Here is a 21270-nt window from a genome sequence, read left to right on the forward strand (position 1 = left end):
GATCGAGGCATAAAAGTAATGCTCTCAAAGGAACCTCAAACGAGGTTCAAAATAAGCTCTACTGGCTTAGTTCACTAGCACACTGTTGAGTTCTCAAGCAACACGCTTTGCTTCAAGCGATATTCACAAGCTTTTGGTCGAGCATGCCGAATCCTACGGGTTTAGTCGTAGGGGGTCGGCGGCCGCTCGTGGGCCGACGCTGAACATTACCTGGTCCGGTTCGCGGTGTCAACCCGCTCGGCCCTGGTTCCTGGCCTGGGGCTTTTCGGCCCCGGCGGCCCGGTGTTCCTGGCGACGAAGAGAAGATTACATGCCCCGGAACCCCCCGAAAACAGGGGGGTCCCTTAACGACATTGCCGCAGGTCAGCCGGTGTAAACCCCCATCAGCCGACGGTCTTCAGGTAGCGAGGCGGTTTGCGGGCGGGGACGACGCGTTCGAAGTCGGCCGCGTAGGCGAGCACCCGGGCGTCCGTCCACAGCCCCGCCATGAACGAAACCCCCACCGGGAGCTCGCCCACGAAACCGGCGGGCACGGTCACGGCCGGGTATCCCGAGACCGCGGCCGGCGTCGACGACGGGATCACGTCGTTGTCGCCGGTCTTGCAGTCGGTCTTCCAGGCAGGCGGGTTCGTCGGCGCGGCGATCGCGTCGAGGCGGTACTTGGCGAGGGTCTCGTCGATCGAGCGTTTCGCCAGGTCGGTCAGCTCGCGACGGCCGGCCAGGTAGCCGGGGTCGGACGGGCCGGGCGCGGCGAGCGCCTGTTCGAAGAGTTCCTGCCCGGCGAAGCAGGTCTGCTCCAGCGGGTCCGACCGGTTGTAGGCGATCAGCGCGGCGAGGTCGCGGGGACCTTCGGGACGCGTGGCCAGATAGCGATCGATGTCCCGGTGGAACTCGGTGAGCAGCGCCGGAAACTCCAGTTCGCCGAGCCTGGCCTGGTACGGCGGCGTCACCTCGACGACCTCGGCGCCCGCCTTGACCAGCGAGTTCTTGGTCTTCGTCATCACGGCGTCGACGTCCGGGCCGAGTACCGGCAACCGCCAGAGCCCGATGCGGGAGCCCTTCAGCGCTCCGGGACGCAGAAGCGAGGCGTAGTCGGTCGGCTGGTTCGGCGGGTACGTGCCGGTGGCCGGGTCGCTCGGGTCGCGGCCCTGGAGCGCGGACAGCGTGAGCGCGACGTCCACGACGTGCCTGGCCATCGGGCCGGTGGTGTCCTGTTCGGCCGAGATCGGCACCACGCCGGTACGGCTGACCAGGCCGAGGCTCGGTTTGTGCCCCACCGTCGAAGTCATCCCGGCCGGGCAGACGATCGAGCCGTCGGTCTCGCTTCCGATCGCGACCTGGGCGAGCGACGCGGCCACCCCTGCCGCGGATCCGGCGGAAGACCCACAAGGGTTCCGGTCGAGCACGTATGGGTTGTTCGTCTGTCCTCCGACGCCCGACCACCCGGAGGTGGGTTTGGCGGCACGGAAGTTCGCCCATTCGGACAGGTTCGCCTTGCCGAGGACGACCGCGCCCGCGTCACGCAGACGGCGGATCAGGGTCGCGTCCTTCGCGGGCTTGCTGCGGAGTGCCCGGGAACCCGCCGTCGTCGGCTGCGACCTGGTGTCGACGTTGTCCTTCACCAGGATCGGGATGCCGTCCAGCGGTCCCCGCGTCTTGCCGGCGCGACGCCGCGAGTCACTCTCCGCGGCTTGCGCGATCGCGGCCGGATTGACCGCGATGACCGCGTTCACCGTCCGGTCGACCTTGTGGATGCGATCGAGATAAGCCGAGGTCAGGCCGACCGCGGTCAGCCGCCCGGAGGACATCCGGGCCTGGAGCGCGGGGATGTCGGCGGCGTCGAGATCGAGAGGTTTTCCGCCCGCTGACGCCGCTGGAGCGGCACTCGCCGCGATGGTCGCGGCGACCAACGTCGTCAGAACTCCGAACACCGGCCGCCGCACCATCAGGTCTCCTTCGTCTAGAGAACCGGAAGTAGGGTCCGCAGCTCGTACGGGGTCACCGCGCTGCGGTAGTTATCCCATTCAACACGTTTGTTGCGGAGGAAGAAGTCGTAAACGTGCTCTCCGAGCGCTTCGGGAAGAAGTTCCGATTTCTCCATTTCGGCCAGCGCCTCGCCGAGGTTCTGCGGGAGCTGGGCGTATCCGGCCGCGCGGCGTTCGGCGTCCGAGAGCTGCCAGATGTTGTCCTCGGCCGGAGGCGGCAGCTCGTAGCCCTTCTCGATGCCCTTGAGGCCGGCGGCCAGGATGACCGAGTACGCCAGATAGGGGTTGCAGGCGGAGTCGAGCGTGCGGATCTCCACGCGGCGTGACGACGCCTTGCCCGGCGAGTACATCGGCACCCGAACCAGCGCGGAGCGGTTGGCCCGGCCCCACGAAACGGTCGTCGGGGCCTCGCTGCCACTGATCAGCCGCTTGTAGGAGTTCACCCACTGGTTGGTGACCGCCGAGATCTCCTTCGCGTGGTGCAGCAGGCCCGCCACGAAGGCCTTGCCCGTCGCGGACAACTCGTACGGGTCTTCCGCGTCGTAGAAGGCGTTGCGATCACCCTCGAACAGGCTTACGTGGGTGTGCATCCCCGAACCCGGCTGGTTGGTGAACGGCTTCGGCATGAAGGTCGCGCGGACGCCTTGGGTGAGCGCGACCTCCTTGACGACGTAGCGGAAGGTCATCACGTTGTCGGCCATGGTCAGCGCGTCGGCGTACCGGAGGTCGATCTCCTGCTGACCGGGCGCGCCCTCATGGTGGCTGAACTCGACCGAGATCCCCATCGCTTCGAGCGTCTCGATGGCGTGGCGGCGGAAGTGCGTCGCCGTCGCGTGGCTGGCCTGATCGAAGTACCCGCCGTTGTCCGCGGGCTCGGGCTCGCTGCCGTCGTCCGGCAGGCTCGCGAGCAGGAAGAACTCGATCTCGGGATGGACGTAGCAGGTGAAACCCGCTTCGCCCGCCTTCGAGAGCTGCCTGCGCAGGACGTGCCGAGGGTCCGCCCAGGACGGGGAGCCGTCCGGCATCGCGATGTCGCAGAACATGCGCGCCGAATACGGGCCGCCATCCGGGGTCTCCCAGGGCAGAACCTGGAAGGTGGCCGGGTCGGGCTTCGCGACCATGTCGGATTCGTAGACGCGCGCGAACCCCTCGATGGCCGATCCGTCGAAGCCGATCCCCTCGCTGAAGGCGCCCTCGAGTTCGGCGGGCGCCACCGCGACGGACTTGAGAAACCCCAGCACATCCGTGAACCAGAGCCTGACGAAACGGATGTCGCGCTCTTCCAAGGTACGGAGCACGAACTCCTGCTGGCGATCCATGGCCGCACCCTAACGAGAAGGTGTTAACGACATGTTTCGCGACGCGCCGATCAAGCGGAAGTGGTGGCCGTCCCCACCAGGACCGGTTCGGGTTTGGCCGCCTTGCTGATCGCCAACGAGGCGACCGAAGCCAGTACCGCGAGGCCCGCTGCGATGTACCAAGCGAGGGCGTAGCTGCCGGACGAGTCGCGGATCGCGCCTGCGCCGAAAGCCGCGAGACCGGCGCCGAGCTGGTGACTGGCGAAGACCCAGCCGAAGACGATCGGCCCGGCGGCGCCGTATTGACGGACACAGAGCGCGACCGTCGGGGGAACCGTCGCCACCCAGTCGAGGCCGTAGAAGACGATGAACGCCCACATGCTCGGCTCCACCGATCCGCTCAGCAGCTGTGGCAGCAAGGCGAGCGAAACACCGCGAAGGGCGTAGTAGACGCCGAGCAGGATCCGCGGGTCCACGCGGTCGGTGAGCCAGCCGGAGGCGATGGTGCCGACGACGTCGAAGATCCCGACGAGGGCGAGCAGGCCGGCGGCGGTGGTCTGCGGCATGCCGTGATCGTGCGCGGCGGGGACGAAATGGGTGCTGACCAGGCCGTTCGTCGTGGCGCCGCAGATCGCGAAGCCGACAGCGAGCAGCCAGAACGTCCTCGTCCGTGCCGCCGAACCGAGGACGGACAGCGCACGGCGGGCGGAACCACCCGTGCGGGCGATGGGGGCGACTTCGCCGGGTTCGGCGCCGTAAGCGGTCGTCCCGACGTCGGAAGGGTGATCGCGAATCACCAGGAGAACGACGGGGACGACGGCTAGCGCGGCGATGGCGATGACGAGCGACGCCGTCCGCCAGCCTTCGCCGATGGCGAGGTTCGCGACGATCGGCAGGAAGATCAGCTGGCCGGTGGCGCCCGCCGCGGTGAGGACGCCGGTGATGACGCCGCGGCTGCGGACGAACCAGCGGGCGGCGACCGTCGCGGCGAAACTCATCGCCATCGAGCCGGTGCCGACGCCGACCAGGACGCCCCAGCAGAGGATGAGCTGCCAGCTCGCGTTCATGAACACCGTGCCACCCGCGCCGATCGCGACGACGAACAACGCCGTCGAGGCGACGCGTCGCATGCCGAAGCGCTCCATGAGAGCTGCCGCGAAGGGCGAGAAGAGGCCGTAGAGCACGAGGTTCACGGAGACGGCCGACGCGATCGTCGCGCGCGACCAGCCGAATTCGTCGTGGAGGGGGTCGATGAGCACGCCGGGGGCCGCGCGGAAACCTGCGGCGGCGAGCAGGGCGATGAACGCCGCGGCGGCGACGAACCACGCGCGGTGGAGTCGGGTCTCAGGTTGCACGAGTACAGCGTCATCGCCGTCGTCTTCCAGCGGAAGTGGCTGGAAGGACACTGTGCGAAAGATTCGGGCCAAGGTCATAGGCTCTGGCCATGCGCTGCCGTCACCTCGTGCCGGCGCTGCTGCTCACGATCGGGCTCATCGGCGGCTGTGCGGGGTCTCCCCCGTTGCCCCCTGCCCAGGAACTCGTGAGCGCGGCGGCCGACTCCCTCGTCTCGTTACGCAGCGTGCGGTTCACGCTCGGGGTGAACGGCGTCGTCAGCGGGCTGCCGGTGCGCGGGCTCGACGGCGAGATCAGCCTCGAGGGTGGCGCGGTCGGTAAAGCCGACCTGCAGGACGACAGCGGACGGATGAAGGTCGAGTATCGGTTGTCCGGCTCCGAGATCACGCTGAGCGGGCCCGGCGGGAAGCGGGTGATCCCGGCTGCCGCGGCTTACACGCCGCAGGCGATGCTCGGGGCAGGCGGTGGGCTGCGGCGGCTGCTTACCGGGGCGACCGAGCTGCGCGGCGAGCGGTGGGAGCGGGTGCAGGACACCGACTCGGTCCGGATCGGCGCGAAGGTGCCGGCTGCGGTGATCGGCGGGATCGTGCCGGAAATCAAGTCGGACGTGTTCGTGAAGCTGTGGATTTCGAAGGACGAGCCGCGGCGGCTGGTGCGAGTGTGGCTGCAGGTGCCGCCGACGAGCCCGCAGGACTTCGCGGTGATGCTGGAGCTGGCGTTGACCAGGCATAACGCGGTGGTCGTCGGGGGCGGGCGATAGCAAAGGTCCCCTGCTTCGCTGGGGCGGGAAATGCCTGGTCAGCGGGTGTGGCGATAGCAAAGGTCCCTTGCTCCCCTGCCGGTGCCGGCGGGAGCAAGGGACCTTTGCTATCGCCTCGTCACTTGGCGGCGCAGCGGGTGCCCTCGTCCGGCAGGGCGCCGTTCACCAGGTAGTCGATGCCGATCTGGTCGACGCACGAGACGCCCTGGAGGAACACCGTGTGCTGGTTGCCCTCGAACGTCAGCAAAGCTCCCTTGATCGCTTTCGCGAGGTTGACGCCAGCCTGGTACGGGGTCGCCGGGTCGTTCGTCGTCGAGATGACCAGCGTCTTCGGCAGGCCTTCGACATTCGGCAGGTGCGGCTCCGACGTGTTCGGCACCGGCCAGAAGGCGCAGGAATCGCGCGCGGCACCGTCCGGCTTGCCGTCATCGAGGAACGGCGCCGCCTCCGCGTACCGCTTCTGCGCGTCGAGGATCTTCGCCGGATCGGTGACCCGCGGGTCGTCGACGCAGCGGATCGCGACGAACGCGTCCTGCGTCGTCCCGTAGCGGCCGTCGGCGCCGCGTTCGTTGTAGAGGTCGGCCAGCTTTTCCAGGCCGTCGCCGCGCTGACGCTTCAGATCGTTGAGCGCGGTGTTCAGCGGTTCCCAGAGATCCTCCTGGTAGAGGGCCTGTATCACGCCTGTCGTCGCGTCTTCGTACGACAGTTTCCGGCCGTCGCTGACCGGGACCGGGAAGTCGATCAGCGGCCGCACCAGGTCCTGGAACGCCTTCGTCACGCCGGCGGCGTCGCGTCCCAGGGCGCAGTCCTCGCGCGCGGCGCACCAGTTCGAGAACTCCCCGAACGCCTTGCCGAAGCCCTGCCCCTGCCCGACCAGCGACTCCACCGAGTCCTGCTCCGGGTCGACAGCCCCGTCGAGGACCAGCGCGCGGACGTTCGCCGGGAAGGCCTCCGCGTAGGCGGATCCGATCCGCGTCCCGTAGGAGTAGCCGAGATAGCTCAGTTTCGGTTCGCCGAGGACCGAGCGCAGGATGTCCATGTCCTTGACGACGTCACGAGTACCGACGTTCGCGAGCATCGCGGCGCCGTGTTGAGTCCGCTCGGCGCATTTGGCCGCGAAGGACTGGGACTCGGCCTCCTGCTTTTTCACTCCCTCGGGTGACCCGTCCGTCTCGCTGTCGTCCGCCCGGTCCGCGTCGCGTTCGGCGTCGGTCAGGCAGCGGATCTGCGGCTCGCTGGCACCGATGCCGCGCGGGTCGAAACCGACCATGTCGAAGCGTTTGCCCAGCTCGTTCGTCGCCGTCCGGGAGGCGAGACCGGCCGCGGCCGTCATGCCGGAGGCGCCGGGGCCGCCGGGGTTGACCACGAGCGCCCCAATCCTTTCGTCGGTTTTCAGCGCCTTCCGGCGCAGGAGGCCGAGCGTGATCGAGTCGCCTTCGGGCTTCGCGTAGTCGAGCGGCACGGTCAGCCGTGCGCACTGTGCGTCCTTCACTCGAAACGCCGCTTTTGCGTCATCGGATGTCGCGTAGGGTGCACAGTCGGCCCAGGTCAGACTCTGTCCGTAGAACTTCTCGAGTCCTGCGGGCACCGGTCCGGACGGAGCGTGCGACTCGGTGGCCGGAGGCGGCGGCTGGGTTCTACCCTCTCCCGACGAGCACGCGGCGACGGTGACGGCGAGCAGGCCGGACAGCGTGATCGCGGTGAATCGACGGGCGCGGGACCTGGCGCTGACATGAGTGGACACGGTTGGATCGTGCCATCGGCCGCGGAACTCGGCCGCACCACCACTGCGTTGGTGATACGGGTGCGGACGGCAGAAGAACAGACGGGAGCACAGGGGTGGCAGCACTGATCAGCCGGGTGGGCAAGAAGCTGCGCCGGATCATCCAGCGGCCGGGCAGCGTCGAGCTGACCCGCTACGAGGCGCTGCTGCCGGCCATCGAGAAGCTCGAGCCCGAGTTGGAGAAGCTCTCCGACGAGGAGCTGACAGAGCGGGCCGGCAAGCTTCGGGACGCGGCGTCCTTCGGCAACGAGCAGCTCATCGAGGTCTGCGCGCTCGGCCGCGAGGCCGCCCGGCGCGCACTCGGCGAGCGCGCCTTCGACGTCCAGCTCCTGGGCACGATGGGCCTGCTCAGCGGGCACATCGTGCAGATGGAGACCGGTGAGGGCAAGACGCTGGCCGGTGCGCTGGCGGGGGCGGGGTACGCCCTGCGCGGCAAGCACGTCCACGTCGTCACGGTGAACGACTACCTCGCCCGCCGTGACGCGGAGTGGATGGGCCCGATCTACGACCTGCTCGGCGTCTCCGTCGGCTGGATCGAGCCCGCTCACTCCCGCGACGAACGCCGCGACGCCTACGCGAAGGAAGTCACCTACGGCGCCGTCAGCGAGATCGGCTTCGACGTGCTGCGCGACCGCCTGGTCACCCGCGAGGAGGACCTGGTCCAGCGCGAGCCCGAGGTGGCGATCGTCGACGAGGCGGACTCCGTGCTGGTCGACGAGGCGCGCGTGCCGTTGGTGATGGCGGGGTCGATCGACCACACCGACGCCGACGAAGAGGTCGCGAACATCGTCCGGCGGCTGCGGCTCGGGCTGCACTACGAGACCGACGCCGACGGCCGCAACGCCTGGCTGACCAAGGCGGGCGCGTCGGTGGTCGAGAAGGCCCTCGGCGACGACATCAACCTCTACGACGACACCGGCTCGGACCGGCTGCCCGCGGTGAACGTGGCGCTGCACGCGCACGCGCTGCTCACCCGCGATGTCGACTACCTCGTGCGCGACGGCAAGGTGCAGCTGATCAACGCCGCGCGCGGCCGTGTCGCCGAACTTCAGCGCTGGCCGGACGGCCTCCAGGCCGCGGTCGAGGCGAAGGAGCAGGTCAAGGCGACGGACCGGGGCGAGATCCTCGACTCGATCACCGTGCAGGCGCTGCTGGCTCGCTATCCCGAGGTCGCGGGGATGACCGGTACCGCGGTCGCGGTCGCCGAGCAGCTGCGCGAGTTCTACAAGCTCGAGGTCGCGGTCATCCCGCCGAACACGCCGAACATCCGCGAAGACCAGGAGGACCGGATCTTCGGATCGCCGTCGCAGAAGCTGCGCGCGATCGAGGAGGAGATCCGGCGGGTGCACGAAACCGGGCGGCCGATCCTCGTCGGCACCCAGGACGTCGCCGAGTCCGAGGAGCTGGCCGAGAAGCTGGCGAAGGTCGAACTCGAATGCGTCGTGCTCAACGCGCGCAACGACGCCGAGGAAGCCGCGATCATCGCCGACGCCGGCAAGAAGGGCGCGGTCACCGTTTCGACCCAGATGGCGGGCCGCGGTACCGACATCCGGCTGGGCGGTAAGGACGGCGACGGCCGCGAGGAGGTCGTCGAGCTGGGCGGCCTGCACGTGATCGGCACCGCCCGCTACCCGTCGAGCAGGCTGGACGGCCAGCTGCGCGGCCGGTCCGGACGGCAGGGCGACCCGGGCAGCGCGGTGTTCTTCGCCAGCCTGAACGACGAGCTCGTGCTGTCCAACGCGCCGGACGTCCCCGAGGGGATCAGCTCGGACGTCGGCAGCGGCGAGATCGTCGACCCGGCGGCGCTACGGCAGATCAACCACGCGCAGCGCGTCGCCGAGGGTGTCGACCTGGAGATCCACCGGAACACCTGGCGCTACACGCGGCTGATCGAGCGGCAGCGCGGTGAGCTGCTCGAACACCGGGGCACGGTGCTTCGGACCGCGCACGCGGCGGAGGTGCTGGAGAAGGCGCACCCGGAGAAGTTCAAGGAGCTTTCGGAGAAGGTCGACGACGAGGCGAAGGTGGAGCAGCTGAGCCGCGAGGTGCTGCTGTTCCACATCGACCAGCTGTGGTCGGACCACCTGGCGTTCCTGACCGACGTGCGGGAGAGCATCCACCTGCGGGCGCTGGCGCGGGAGACGCCGATCGACGAGTTCCACCGCGCGGCGATCCCCGAGTTCCACAAGATCATCGCGGAGGCGGCCGACCGGGCGGCGAAAACGCTCGAGGAGGCCGAGATCACCGATGACGGGATCGATCTCGGCGACGCGGGAGTGCGGCGGGCGAACACGACGTGGACGTACCTGGTGCACGACAACCCGTTCGACTCCGACTTCGAGCAGACCATCAAGAAGGTGCGGAGCATGATCAAGCGCAAGTAGCGCGCCGGTCCTGAGCGGGAAGCGGGGGACCTTTGCTATCACTCTCTTTTGGAGAGCGACAGCAAAGGTCCCCCGCTCTCTTCTCGGGCGAAACCCCTGGTCAGACGCCCGGCGATAGCAAAGGTCCCTTGCTCCCCGCCGGTCGTGACCCGGCGGACCGGACCCAGGTGGGCGATTCCACACATCCACTCGTCCCAGCGGAGGCCGGTGGGTGAGAATGTCGGCATGCCGCAACTGCGCATCGCACTGGCCCAGGTCAACACCACCGTCGGGGACCTCGAAGGCAACGCCGAGCTCACCGTCGAGTGGACCCGCAAGGCCGCCGAAGCAGGCGCCCACATCGTGGTGTTCCCGGAGATGTCCCTCACCGGTTACCCCGTCGAGGACCTCGCCCTCCGCCCGACCTTCGCCTCCGCCTCGAAGCAGATGGTCGAAGCGCTCGCCCGGCGGCTCGACGATGCCGGTTGCGGCGAGGTGCTCACCTACATCGGGTATCTCGACCTGGACGAGACCGGCCCGCGCGACGCGGCGGCCGCGCTGTACCGCGGCGAAGTCGTCGCCCGCCAGTTCAAGCACCACCTGCCCAACTACGGTGTCTTCGACGAGCACCGCTGGTTCAAGCCGGGCCACGACCTCGAGGTCGTCCGCTTCCACGGCATCGACGTCGGCATGGTGATCTGCGAAGACGTCTGGCAGGACGGCGGCCCGATCTCCGCGCTGGGCAAGGCCGGGGTGGACCTCGTGGTCGCGCCCAACGCTTCGCCTTACGAGCGTGCGAAGGACGACATCCGCCTGCCGCTCATCGCCCGCCGCGCGGCCGAGGCCGGCGCGCCGCTGGTGTACACGAACCAGATCGGCGGTCAGGACGACCTCGTCTTCGACGGCGACTCGATCGTGGTCGGCGCGGACGGACGGCTGCTGGCCCGCGCGCCGCAGTTCGTCGAGCACCTGCTCATCGTCGACACGGATCTCGTCGCGGGCGGCCACACCGCCGAGGGCGAGTTCGAGGGGCTGCGGGTCAAGCGCCACGTTCTCAGCGAGGAGCCGGTTCCGGCCTACGAACCGAGCACCGACTCGGCGATCAGCGAGCCGCTCTCGGACGAAGCCGAGGTGTGGCACGCGCTCGTCGTGGGCCTGCGCGACTACGTGCACAAGAACGGCTTCTCGTCGGTAACCTTCGGCTTCTCCGGCGGCATCGACTCCGCGGTCGTGGCCGCGCTGGCCGCCGACGCGCTCGGCGGCGACAACGTCTACGGCGTCTCGATGCCTTCGGAGTACTCCTCGGAGCACTCGAAGGGCGACGCCGAAGACCTCGCCCGCCGCATCGGCGCGCACTATCGCGTCGAACCGATCGCGGACATGGTCAAGGTCTATGTCGAGCAGCTTCAGCTGACCGGTCTCGCCGAGGAGAACATCCAGGCCCGTGTCCGCGGCATGCTGCTGATGGCACTTTCCAATCAGGACGGCCACCTGGTGCTCGCCACCGGCAACAAGACCGAACTCGCCGTCGGCTACTCGACGATCTACGGCGACGCCGTCGGGGCCTTCGCGCCGATCAAGGACCTGTTCAAGACGCACGTCTGGCACCTGGCCAAGTGGCGCAACAAGGAAGCCGAGAAGAACGGCGAAACCCCGCCGATCCCGGAGAACTCGATCACCAAGCCGCCGTCGGCCGAGCTGCGGCCGGGTCAGCTGGACAGCGACTCGCTGCCCGACTACCTGATGCTCGACGACATCCTCGACGACTACATCGAGGGCGACCGCGGCTACGTCGACCTGGTGGACGCGGGCTTCGAACCCGAGACCATCGATCGCGTGGTGCGCATGGTCGACAAGGCGGAGTACAAGCGCCGCCAGTACCCGCCGGGCACCAAGATCACGTTCAAGGCGTTCGGGCGGGACCGGCGGCTGCCGATGACCAACGGCTGGCGCGAGGGCACGGTCGTGGCCCGCTCAGCTCAGCGTGACCTGCTTCCCGGCTGAGTTCGTCAGCACGGCCACCAGGCCGGGCTTGGTGTCACGCCGGACGAGCATGTCCATCCCGAGTGCCCGGACCGCGGCTTCGACCGCGACGGGCTCGGGGTGGACACCGGTGACCAGGAGCAGCGGGATCGACGGCAGCTCCCGGGACGTCGGATGCGGGGTGCCGCCCCAGTCGATGAGGAAGGGCGCGAGCCCGTCGAGGCCGCCGGCGCCGGTGAGGCGCCAGGTCAGCAGCTCGCCGTCGTCGGTGGCGCGCGACATCTCGGACGCCTCCCCCGGGTCGTAACCACGCTCGCGCGCCTCGGCGATGGCGTCGTCGATGCCCTGTGCCCGCGCGGCCCAGGTGACCAGCGCGGGTTCGGTGAGCTCGTCGATGCCGAACGGCCGCGGGCCGACGTGCTCGGGTTGGTCCGGGTCGGGACCGACCACCTCGAGATAGGCACCGGCGCCCAGGTCGGCCAGATAGTTGGCCGTGCCGAACCCGACGTGCCTGCCACCGCGTACGGGCGTGACGCCGGTCAGATCGACGACACGCGCGACGGCCTCTTCGAGATCCGGCCCGGCGTAGACGAGGTGATCAAGCACGAGATCGCTCATGCCCCTAGTCCTATCGCAGCCGCGGTCCCGGCGGCACCGCGGCATCGAAGTGTCGCCCGAAAAGCGGCGAGGCCGAAACTGTCGGCCCCCTCTCGTACCCTGGACACATGACGGCACCGGGCTACGTCGTGTTCGGCACCGCGATCGGCGACTGCGGCATCGCGTGGAACGAACGCGGGGTCCTCGCGGTCCAGCTACCGGAGGGCAGTGCGGAGAAGACGAGGGCGCGACTGACCGCGCGCCTTCCCGAAGCAGCCGAAGCCGCGCCTCCGGCCGAAGTCCGGCAGGCGATCGACGGCATGGTCGCGTTGATGAACGGCGAGCGCACGGATCTCACCGGCGTCGAACTCGATTACGAGGGCGTACCGGAGTTCCATCACCGGGTGTACGAGTTCATCCGCACGATCCCCGCGGGCAAGACGCTGACCTACGGCGACATCGCGAACATCCTCGGCATGCCTGGTGGGGCGCAGGCCGTGGGGCAGGCGATGGGCCGGAACCCGTTCCCGATCATCGTGCCGTGCCACCGCGTGCTCGCCGCGGGCGGCAAGGACGGCGGGTTCTCCGCACGCGGAGGAGTCGCCACCAAGCGCCGGATGCTGGTCATCGAAGGCGCTTTGGCGGACGAACCCACGTTGTTCTAAACGGCGCCGGCGGGCGCCCAGGGCTTGAGCCACGGTGTCTCCGGCCAGCCTTCCGCGGCGGCCATCAACGGGACGGCGGTCGCGCCGTCGATGTGCTCGCGGATGATGTCGGCGTGCCCGGCGTGCCGCGCGGTCTCCTCGATGAGGTGGAACAGCACCCAGCGGACCGACCAGGCCTCGACGTCCTGCGGGTACCAGGGCACGCCCTTCGGCACCAGGACCGGCTGGCCCAGGTCGGCGATGCCCGCGATGACGTCCGCGGTGCGGCGGGCGACCTCGTCGTAGCGCGCGAAGACGTCTTCGAGCGTTTCGCCGTCAGCCATCACGTAGCCGGCTTCGTAGTCCTTCATCGCCTCTTCCATGGGCTTCGAAGGCTTCTGGAGAAGGATGTCGATCCAGCCGTCTTCCGTGAACGCGGTGTGCTTGATCAGGCCGCCGACGCTCAGTGAGCTTTTGGTCGGGACCGCTCTGGCTTGTTCTTCAGTCAGGCCGTGCGCGGCGATGCGCAGGACGTGGCGCTGCTGCTCCAGGTAGGCGAGAAGACCTTCGCGCTCGTCGGCGATTGGGGGGACGTTTCCAGCCATGGGTGGCTCCTTCCGTTGGGAAGGATCTTTACATCCGGTCGCGGCTTCCCGTCGCGATTCGGCCGGGAAGGGAGCAGGGGACCTTTGCTATCGCTCGTTAGTGAGGCTAACGAGCGATAGCAAAGGTCCCCTGCTTCGCCGCTACCCCTGCGGCCGCACAAACGGGAACAGCACCGTCTGCCGGATCGAAGCACCGGTCAGCATCATCAGCAGCCGGTCGACGCCGATGCCGAGCCCTCCGGTCGGCGGCATGCCGTGTTCGAGCGCGAGCAGGAAGTCCTCGTCCAGTTCCATCGCCTCGACGTCCCCGCTCGCCGCGCGCAGCGACTGGGCCTCCAGCCGCCGCCGCTGTTCGAGCGGGTCGGTCAGTTCGGTGTAGGCCGTGCCGACCTCGGAGCCGAACGCGATCAGGTCCCAGCGCTCGGCCAGCCGCGGATCCACGCGATGCTGCCGGGTCAGCGGCGACACGTCGGTCGGGTAGTCGGTGTAGAAGGTCGGCAGCACGGTCGCGCCCTCGACCAGGTGCTCGTGCGCCTTCAGCACGAGATCCCCGTGCCCGGCCTCCTCGTTCACCGGCACGCCCGCCACACGGCAGAGCCGCTGGAGTTCGGTGACCGAGGTCCCCGCGTCGATCTTCTCCCCGAGCGCCGCGGAAACGGCTTCGTGCACCGGGATCACCGGCCAGTCACCGGAGATGTCGTACTCGACGACCTTCCCGTCCGGCTCCGGACGGCGGACGACCTGCGCGCCGTACGCGGCCTCCGCGGCGTGCTGCACGAGTTCCCGCGTCAGGTTCCGCATGGTGTTGTAGTCGGCATACGCCTGATACGCCTCCAGCATGGTGAATTCCGGGTTGTGCGTCGCGTCGACGCCCTCGTTGCGGAAGTTCCGGTTCAGCTCGAAAACGCGCTCTACCCCGGCCACACAAAGGCGTTTCAGGTACAACTCGGGGGCGATCCGCAGATACATCCGCATGTCGTAGGCGTTGATATGGGTGACGAACGGGCGCGCGTTGGCGCCGCCGTGCACGGTCTGCAGCATCGGCGTCTCGACTTCGAGGTAGTCACCTTGATGCAGCCTTTCCCGCACCGCGCGCACGACGGTCGAACGCATCCGCAGCATCGCCGTCGAATCGGGGTTCACCGCGAGGTCGAGGTAGCGCTGCCGCACCCGCGTTTCCGGATCCGTGAGGCCCTTTCGCTTGTCCGGCAACGGATGCAGGCTCTTCGCCGTGACGGTCCAGTCGTCGACGAGCACGGACAGCTCACCGCGCCGCGACGTCACGACCCGCCCGCTCACGCCGACGTGGTCGCCGAGGTCGACACCCCGCCGCCAGCCGCCGGGGTCGAGCACGGAGGCGTCGAGCATCAGCTGGATCTCGCCGCTGAAATCCTTGACCCGCGCGAAGCAGAGCCCGCCGAGGTTGCGCATCGCGAGCACCCTGCCCGCGACGCGGACCCGGTGATCGGTGTGGGTGTCCGGGCTCAGGCCGCCGAACTTCGAGACGACGTCGCCAAGCAGATCCTCCCGGGCGAAACCGACCGGATATGGGTCGATCCCGGCTTCCCGCAAGCTGTCGAGCTTCGCCATCCGCACGCGGACCTGGTCGGGTCGCCGCACCTGTTTCGGTGTCGGGGTGGCCGCGCTCGCGTCGATGCGGTGGACCTCGGCGACGAATTCGTCGGTGACCGTCTCCAGTTTCAGCGCCCGCGCCGACCGTCCTGTCGGGACGAATCCTTCGAGCGCGCCGGCGACGATGCCGACCCGCGGCAGCCGTCGAGCCGAGGAATAGCACAGGAATCGCGGTTCCCAGTCGGGTCCGTACTTGGCGTTGGACCGGTAGAGCGATTCCAGCTGGAAGAACCGCGACGCCATGCTGAGCACGCCGCGCCACGCGCGCAGCACCGGGCCCGCGCCGATCCGCTCCCCCTCGGAGAAGACCGCGCGGAACATCGCGAAGTTCAACGAAATCCGTTGCGCGCCAAGGTGTGAACTCGCCGCCACGACCTCGGCGACCATGTACTCGTTGAGCCCGTTCTCGGCGTCGCGGTCGCGCCGCATCAGGTCGAGGGACAGGCCACGACGACCCCACGGAACGAACGACAGCATGCCGCGAAGCTCGCCCTTGGCGTCGTACGCCTCCACCATCACGCTGCGGCCGTCGCTCGGATCACCGAGCCTGCCGAGCGCCATCGAGAACCCGCGTTCGGTCTCGGCGCCGCGCCACTGCTGCGCCTGCAGCAGGAGCCTGGCCATCTCGTCGGCCGGGATCTCGCTGTGCCGCCGGACTTTCGTGGTGTATCCGGCCCGTTCGATCCGTTTGACCGCTTGGCGGACCGAGCGGCGCTCCGGCCCGGCGAGGCTGAAGTCGCGGACGTCGAGCACCGCTTCGTCGCCGATTTCCAGCGCGCGCAGGCCCGCCTCGGCGTAGACCTTCGCGCCGCGTTCGCTCGCGCCGAGTACACCCGGAGTCCAGCCGTAGGTTCGGGCCTCGTTCAGCCAGGCGCGAACCGCGTCCGGCCAGGCGTCGGGATCGCCGATGGGGTCCGCGCTCGCGACGCTGGTGCCCGCGAGCACGCGGTAGGCCACGGCGGCGCGGCCATTGGGCGAGAAGACGACGCTCTTCTCGCGCCTGGTGGCGAAATAGCCCAGGGAGTCGTCTTCGCCGTGTTCGGCAAGAAGGCGGCGTACGTGCAGTTCTTCCTCGTCTGTCCTCAAGCGACGGCTGCGCACACCGCGGAAAAGTGTGTACAACGCGGCTGTCGCCACGGCTGTCGCACTGAGGTCGAGAACGAGGTCGAGCCACGCCGGCCCTTCGCCGATGCCGACCCGACGCAGCTGGATGTTCTCACCGGTCGTGTGGTTGACGACCCACGCGAACCTCGCCCAGGTGTCCGCGAGGCGTCCCGGGAAGGCCTCGCTCAGCCCCCAGCCGACGAGGATGACCGCGGCCAGGCCGCCGAACAGCACGGTGAGACCGTCGCGCCAGGCGCCCGGCGCGAGCCGGGCGGGGAACGCGGGACGCAGGATCCAGAGGAACGCGAACATGCCGATCGAGATCAGGTCGGCGATGGCCAGCACCCACACCTGGTGCGGGATGTGCCGGACCTGCCACGGACCCAGTTTCAGCAGCTCAGGCGACCACAGCAGGGCGGCCTGGAAGGCCAGTGTCACCGCCAGGCCGCCGACCTGGAACAGCAGCAGCGTGTAGAGGGCGGCACGTTTGCGGCGGCGGAGCGCGGCGCCGAGGACGACGAGCAGCAGGACGATCACGAGGCTCGCGTTCGTCGGGATGCTCAGCGCCGAGAAGGCGATATCGCCGACCCTGAGTACCGGTCCCTTCACCCCGCCGGCGAGGAGAAGGATCACCGAGAACACGGCCGCGAGCTGCACGAGGGTGGCGACGATTCCGCCCGCCCTCGCCTTCCACGGCGAGACACGGCTCGCTGGGTTTCCCATTCTGGCCTTTCGCGGTACTCACAGGTGATCGACAGCTGTTCTTACTTGACGTCACACAACCCCGTGTGGTTGTCAACGAACATCATCCTCTGGTCTGAATTTCATCCACCGCAGGCGTGACGTCCCGGTGTGAAGCTGGTCGCAGGGCCTTGGGAGGGGTAATCCCGCGTGTCACGCTTTGAGATGTTCAGCTCCACGACCCGGGGACCTCTTCGAGGCCTCGAGGGAAGGACGGTCGACAAGGATGTCTGCCACCGAAAAGGATTCCGGCGAGCTCGCGGCTCCATACGGGACCGGCGCGACGCCCCAGGCTACGTCTGGGAAGAAGGTCCGCGTACATCACCTTCGCGATATGAAGGAGCGCGGCGAGACCTGGCCGATGCTCACCGCTTACGACATGTACACCGCCGCGCTGTTCGACGAGGTCGGCATTCCGGTGCTGCTCGTCGGGGATTCCGCGTCGAACAACGTCTTCGGCTACGACACGTCTCTTCCGGTGACCGTGGACGAGCTGCTTCCGCTGGTCCGCGCGGTGACCCGGTCGGTGAAACGGGCGCTGGTGGTGGCCGATCTGCCGTTCGGTTCGTACCAGCTTTCGCCGCAGCAGGCGCTGGAGACGTCGGTGCGGTACATGAAGGAAGGCCGCGCGCACGCGGTGAAACTCGAAGGCGGGCGGAAATTCGCTCCCCATGTCGAGGCACTGACGTCGGCCGGTGTCCCGGTGATGGGACATATCGGATTCACGCCGCAGAGTGAACACAATCTGGGCGGCTACCGGGTCCAGGGACGCGGCGAAGCGGCGGACTCGCTGCTCGCCGACGCGCTCGCCCTGGAGGAGGCCGGCGCCTTCGCGGTCGTCATGGAGATGGTGCCCGCCGAAGCGGCGAAGCGGATAACGCACGAACTGAAGATCCCGACCGTCGGCATCGGGGCCGGGCCGGACTGCGACGCGCAGGTGCTCGTCTGGCAGGACATGGCCGGGCTTCGGCGCGGCAAGACGCCCCGCTTCGTGAAGAAGTACGCCGACCTCGCCGGCGTGCTGGCCGGGGCCGCGTCGGCGTTCGCGGAGGACGTCCGGCGGGGCGAATTCCCGGCTTCGGAACACTCGTTCCACGACTGACCCGCCTCTGACCTGCTAAAAGAGAGCAAGGGACCTTTGCTATCACTCCCCGCTGAGGAGGGCGATAGCAAAGGTCCCTTGCTCTCTTCCGGGGTAGGCCGCGTGTGCCGACCCTCCTTTAGTTGTTCACGTATATGAACTTCAATCATGTCCTTGACTCACGTTCGTAAAGAGGCTTAACGTCTAGCCCGTCGCCGCCACGACCGAGCTTCGATCCCTCGACGAGGAGGACCACGGATGCGTGTTCGTGAGCGGGTTTTGGCCATCGCGATCGGTGCCACTCTGCTGTCGACGCTGGGCGCGTACCCCGCACAGGCCGCGACGGTCCGCGTAGGGACTTCGGAGCAGCTCTCGGCGGCGCTCGCTTCGGTCACTCCGGGCACCGTCATCGAACTCGCGGCCAACACGACCTTCGCTGGCAACTTCAAGGCGGCGAAGAGCGGGACCTCCAGCAGCCGCATCACGCTGAAGGGTCCGCGAAGCGCGGTCATCAAGGCCGCGGCCGGCCGCACCCTCGAACTCACCGGCAGCTACTGGAACCTGACCGGCTTCACCCTCACCGGCGGCCAGAAGGGCCTGATGGCGACGGGCGTCAAGAACACCGTCGTCGACGGCGTCAAGGTCACCGGCGTCGGCCACGAAGGCATCCACTTCCAGTACACGAGCACCGACAACGTCGTGAAGAACTCCGAGGTGACCGACACCGGCCTCGAGTACGCGGGCTACGGCGAGGGCATCTACTTCGGTTCCGCGAAGGGCAACTGGCCCGGCGGCACGCCCGACCGCAGCGACCGCAACAAGGCGCTGAACAACAAGATCGGCCCGAACGTGCGGGCCGAATCGATCGACATCAAGGAAGGCACCACCGGCGGCGAACTGCGCGGCAACGTCTTCGACGGGACCGGGCAGAGCGGCGAGCACTTCGCCGACAGCTGGGTGGACATGAAAGGCAACAACTACGTGGTCGCGGACAACCGGGGCAGCAAGGTCTTCGTGCACGACGCGACCTACGGCGGCTTCGAGGTCCATGTCCAGCTGGACGGCTGGGGCCGCGACAACACCTTCTCCGGCAACACCGCGGACGTGCGGTCCAGCTACGCGTACGGCTTCTATCTCGTGAAGGCCGCTACAGGGAACAAGGTCTGCGCGAGCAACAAGGTGACCGGTGCCGGGAAGGGATTCGCGAACGTGGCCGCCACGGCAGGCTGCTGACGCGATCGAAGACCGGGGGCCCGCTCAGCCCGGCGGCGGGGGCGGGCCCCCACCCTTCGCGCGTTCGCCGATTCGGGCACAGTGGTCATATGGACGACCTCTACCCGCCGATCCATGTGCGCGCCGAGGGCATGCTCGACGTCGGTGACGGGCACCGGATCTACTGCCAAGAGGCCGGGAACCCGGACGGCAAACCCGTGGTCGTCCTGCACGGAGGCCCAGGTAGCGGCATTTCTCCGATGGCCAGGCGGCATTTCGATCCCGAGGCCTACCGGATCATCTTGTTCGACCAGCGCGGCACCGGGCGCAGCACTCCGCACATCGGCGAGCCGGACGTCGACCTGTCCGTCAACACCCTCTGGCACCTCGTTTCGGACATGGAAAAACTACGCGAAAGGCTGAATCTCGAGCAGTGGCAGGTCTTCGGCGGCTCGTGGGGCGCGACCCTCGCCCTCGCCTACGCCGAGGCCTACCCGAGCCGCGTCACCGAGATCATCTTGCGCGGCGTCTTCACCGTCCGGCGCAGCGAACTCGATTGGATCTACAGCGGCGGCGCCGCGAACCTTTTCCCCCGCGAGTGGGAAGCCTTCCTCGCGCCGATCCCCGACGAGCGCCGCGACAACCCGATGGCGGCCTACCGGGAACTCGTCTATCACCCCGATCAGGTGGTCCGGGAGCGGGCCGCCATCGCCTGGAGCACTTGGGAAGGCGCGATCGTCAGCCTGCGCCCGGATCCGGCCTTCCACAACCAGTACGCGTCGCCCGACTTCGCTGTCACCTTTGCGCGGCTCGCGTTACATTATTTCTGTCATGGCGCGTGGCTTGAGGAAGGGCAGCTGATCCGGGAAGCCGGGAAGCTCGCCGGGATCCCCGGCGTGATCGTGCAGGGGCGGTACGACGCGGTGTGCCCGCCGGCGACCGCTTACGAGCTGCACCGGGCTTGGCCGGACTCGAAGCTGGAACTCGTTGAAGCGGCGGGGCATGCGGTGACGGATCCGGGGATGCTGGCCGCGCTTCGGGAAGCGACGGATTCTTTCCGGCCGATTTGACCAAGGCCCCTGAGTCGAGGTGCCCGCGCCTGCCAGGCAGTGAAACCTGGAACTCCTGCAAGTGAGCCCTTTAAGCTGAATCACTTCAAGTCATCGCACGAAATCATGACAATCTCATCGCGCAAAATATAGAGAATTTTGCGCCTCGAGCAAGGGAAAGCACTCGACGAGCTTTCCATCTACTTTCCTCACACTTACACAGCCAAATCAGGACGGCGACCTCAACCTTAAGCCCCAATTGCCATCCCGAAGTGTAGCCACCTGGAACAACTTAAAGCTCTACGCCTCACACAAGCCACTCAGACTGCCCGATGGTCAATTCCCTGATCAAAATTCGATCCGAATGTCAGTCTCATCAAGGGGCCCCGAGCCATCGACGCCACGGGGACGCCCCGGCGACCAAGACGACGATCCTGACGACCCACCCGCCACAGCCGCCGTCCGCTGACGTGCCGTCAAACACCGCAGAGCCCTCATCGACATCCCTGTCGATGAGGGCTCGTGTGCGGTTTTCAGGGTTATGAATCCTCAGCCGAGGGGGTGTCGTTTTCTGAAGAACCCAAGTTCATCAAGGCTGCCACGCATCCTTCTCACTGAAGCGTCCACTCACCCAACGCAATTGGCCGAGCCCCAGCCTTCATCATCGAGAACATTGAATTGCGATCTTCCCCATATTGATAGACCGATGAATCGAACCCTGCATAGAACCTTCCGTCACTTCCCGAGTACACGGTCAGATGAAAGCTGTCCACGCCAATCGGAAATAGCGGGGTGTCAGCCACCTCTGCACATCGGCGAGCCACGTCTGCATCACGGGTGGTACAGACCGCGGACGGATCAAAGTTCGTCCAACTTGAGATCCTCTCCTCCGCGATAACGAGGGCTGGGAGATGGTCGATCCTTAGGCCAAGATATTCACCCAAGAACTTCCTTGCCTCCTCATGACAGGCGAAACCGACACGCTCCAGGCCCGCCACGATGGCATCCGTCTCACGGCGAAACCCAGCCCCCTCCCAGCCACACGACCTGAGGAATTTCTCCAACTCCGACTCGCGCATC

The 21270-nt window shown here is 67.7% G+C and carries 15 protein-coding genes; 7 read left to right on the forward strand and 8 right to left on the reverse strand.

All coding sequences use genetic code 11. The annotated features are described in order from the left end of the window. Positions 1–383: 383 nt before the first annotated feature. From IE302_RS39460 to IE302_RS39470, 3 genes are read right to left on the reverse strand one after another with little or no spacing between them, the layout of a single operon-like run. A complete protein-coding gene (locus IE302_RS39460; RefSeq protein ID WP_191259573.1) occupies positions 384–1946 on the reverse strand; it encodes an amidase in 1563 nt (520 codons plus the stop codon). A 14-nt stretch (positions 1947–1960) separates the two neighbouring features. Beyond that, the gene (gene glnA, locus IE302_RS39465; protein ID WP_007035311.1) at positions 1961–3304 is read right to left on the reverse strand and encodes a type I glutamate--ammonia ligase; all 1344 of its coding nucleotides are present in this window, start codon (positions 3302–3304) and stop codon (positions 1961–1963) included. Positions 3305–3354: 50 nt separating this feature from the next. Beyond that, positions 3355–4638: an MFS transporter gene (locus IE302_RS39470; protein ID WP_191259574.1), complete on the reverse strand. Its 1284-nt coding sequence runs from the start codon at positions 4636–4638 to the stop codon at positions 3355–3357. An 89-nt stretch (positions 4639–4727) separates the two neighbouring features. Here IE302_RS39470 and IE302_RS39475 point away from each other — a divergent pair, with 89 nt between their 5' ends. After that, complete coding sequence (locus tag IE302_RS39475) at positions 4728–5396, forward strand: LppX_LprAFG lipoprotein (protein ID WP_191259575.1); 669 nt, start codon at positions 4728–4730, stop codon at positions 5394–5396. A gap of 118 nt (positions 5397–5514) precedes the next feature. Here the strand turns inward: IE302_RS39475 and IE302_RS39480 are convergent, their stop codons facing one another. Further along, complete coding sequence (locus IE302_RS39480; protein WP_191259673.1) at positions 5515–7086, reverse strand: alpha/beta hydrolase; 1572 nt, start codon at positions 7084–7086, stop codon at positions 5515–5517. A gap of 149 nt (positions 7087–7235) precedes the next feature. Here IE302_RS39480 and secA2 point away from each other — a divergent pair, with 149 nt between their 5' ends. Both secA2 and IE302_RS39490 read left to right on the forward strand, forming a co-directional pair. Next, positions 7236–9563, forward strand: coding sequence for an accessory Sec system translocase SecA2 (gene secA2, locus IE302_RS39485; RefSeq protein ID WP_191259576.1), 2328 nt, complete (start codon positions 7236–7238; stop codon positions 9561–9563). A gap of 225 nt (positions 9564–9788) precedes the next feature. Further along, entirely contained in the window at positions 9789–11546 is a 1758-nt protein-coding gene (locus tag IE302_RS39490) for an NAD+ synthase (protein WP_191259577.1), read from the forward strand. Here IE302_RS39490 and IE302_RS39495 read toward each other — a convergent pair. Beyond that, entirely contained in the window at positions 11517–12143 is a 627-nt protein-coding gene (locus IE302_RS39495; protein WP_191259578.1) for a VOC family protein, read from the reverse strand. The two genes, IE302_RS39490 and IE302_RS39495, sit on opposite strands and share 30 nt — an antisense overlap. Positions 12144–12250: 107 nt before the next feature. Here IE302_RS39495 and IE302_RS39500 point away from each other — a divergent pair, with 107 nt between their 5' ends. Beyond that, positions 12251–12787, forward strand: coding sequence for a methylated-DNA--[protein]-cysteine S-methyltransferase (locus IE302_RS39500; RefSeq protein WP_191259579.1), 537 nt, complete (start codon positions 12251–12253; stop codon positions 12785–12787). Here IE302_RS39500 and IE302_RS39505 read toward each other — a convergent pair. Then, positions 12784–13371: a DinB family protein gene (locus IE302_RS39505; RefSeq protein WP_191259580.1), complete on the reverse strand. Its 588-nt coding sequence runs from the start codon at positions 13369–13371 to the stop codon at positions 12784–12786. The two genes, IE302_RS39500 and IE302_RS39505, sit on opposite strands and share 4 nt — an antisense overlap. Positions 13372–13512: 141 nt before the next feature. Then, a complete protein-coding gene (gene lysX, locus IE302_RS39510; protein WP_191259581.1) occupies positions 13513–16830 on the reverse strand; it encodes a bifunctional lysylphosphatidylglycerol synthetase/lysine--tRNA ligase LysX in 3318 nt (1105 codons plus the stop codon). A 244-nt stretch (positions 16831–17074) separates the two neighbouring features. Here lysX and panB point away from each other — a divergent pair, with 244 nt between their 5' ends. The 3 genes from panB to pip all read left to right on the forward strand — a co-directional run bounded on the left by panB (position 17075) and on the right by pip (position 20211). Then, positions 17075–17950: a 3-methyl-2-oxobutanoate hydroxymethyltransferase gene (panB, locus tag IE302_RS39515; RefSeq protein ID WP_191259582.1), complete on the forward strand. Its 876-nt coding sequence runs from the start codon at positions 17075–17077 to the stop codon at positions 17948–17950. Positions 17951–18187: 237 nt separating this feature from the next. Continuing rightward, positions 18188–19162, forward strand: a complete 975-nt coding sequence (locus tag IE302_RS39520) for a right-handed parallel beta-helix repeat-containing protein (protein ID WP_191259583.1) — start codon at positions 18188–18190, stop codon at positions 19160–19162. Between the two features lie 89 nt (positions 19163–19251). After that, on the forward strand, positions 19252–20211 hold the full coding sequence (gene pip / locus IE302_RS39525) for a prolyl aminopeptidase (RefSeq protein ID WP_191259584.1): 960 nt from the start codon (positions 19252–19254) through the stop codon (positions 20209–20211). Positions 20212–20801: 590 nt separating this feature from the next. On the opposite strand, the gene IE302_RS39530 is transcribed toward pip, so the two are convergent. Further along, a complete protein-coding gene (locus IE302_RS39530; RefSeq protein WP_191259585.1) occupies positions 20802–21269 on the reverse strand; it encodes an SUKH-3 domain-containing protein in 468 nt (155 codons plus the stop codon). Position 21270: the final 1 nt, after the last annotated feature.

This window comes from Amycolatopsis oliviviridis (assembly GCF_014654365.1).
Taxonomy (GTDB): domain Bacteria; phylum Actinomycetota; class Actinomycetes; order Mycobacteriales; family Pseudonocardiaceae; genus Amycolatopsis; species Amycolatopsis oliviviridis.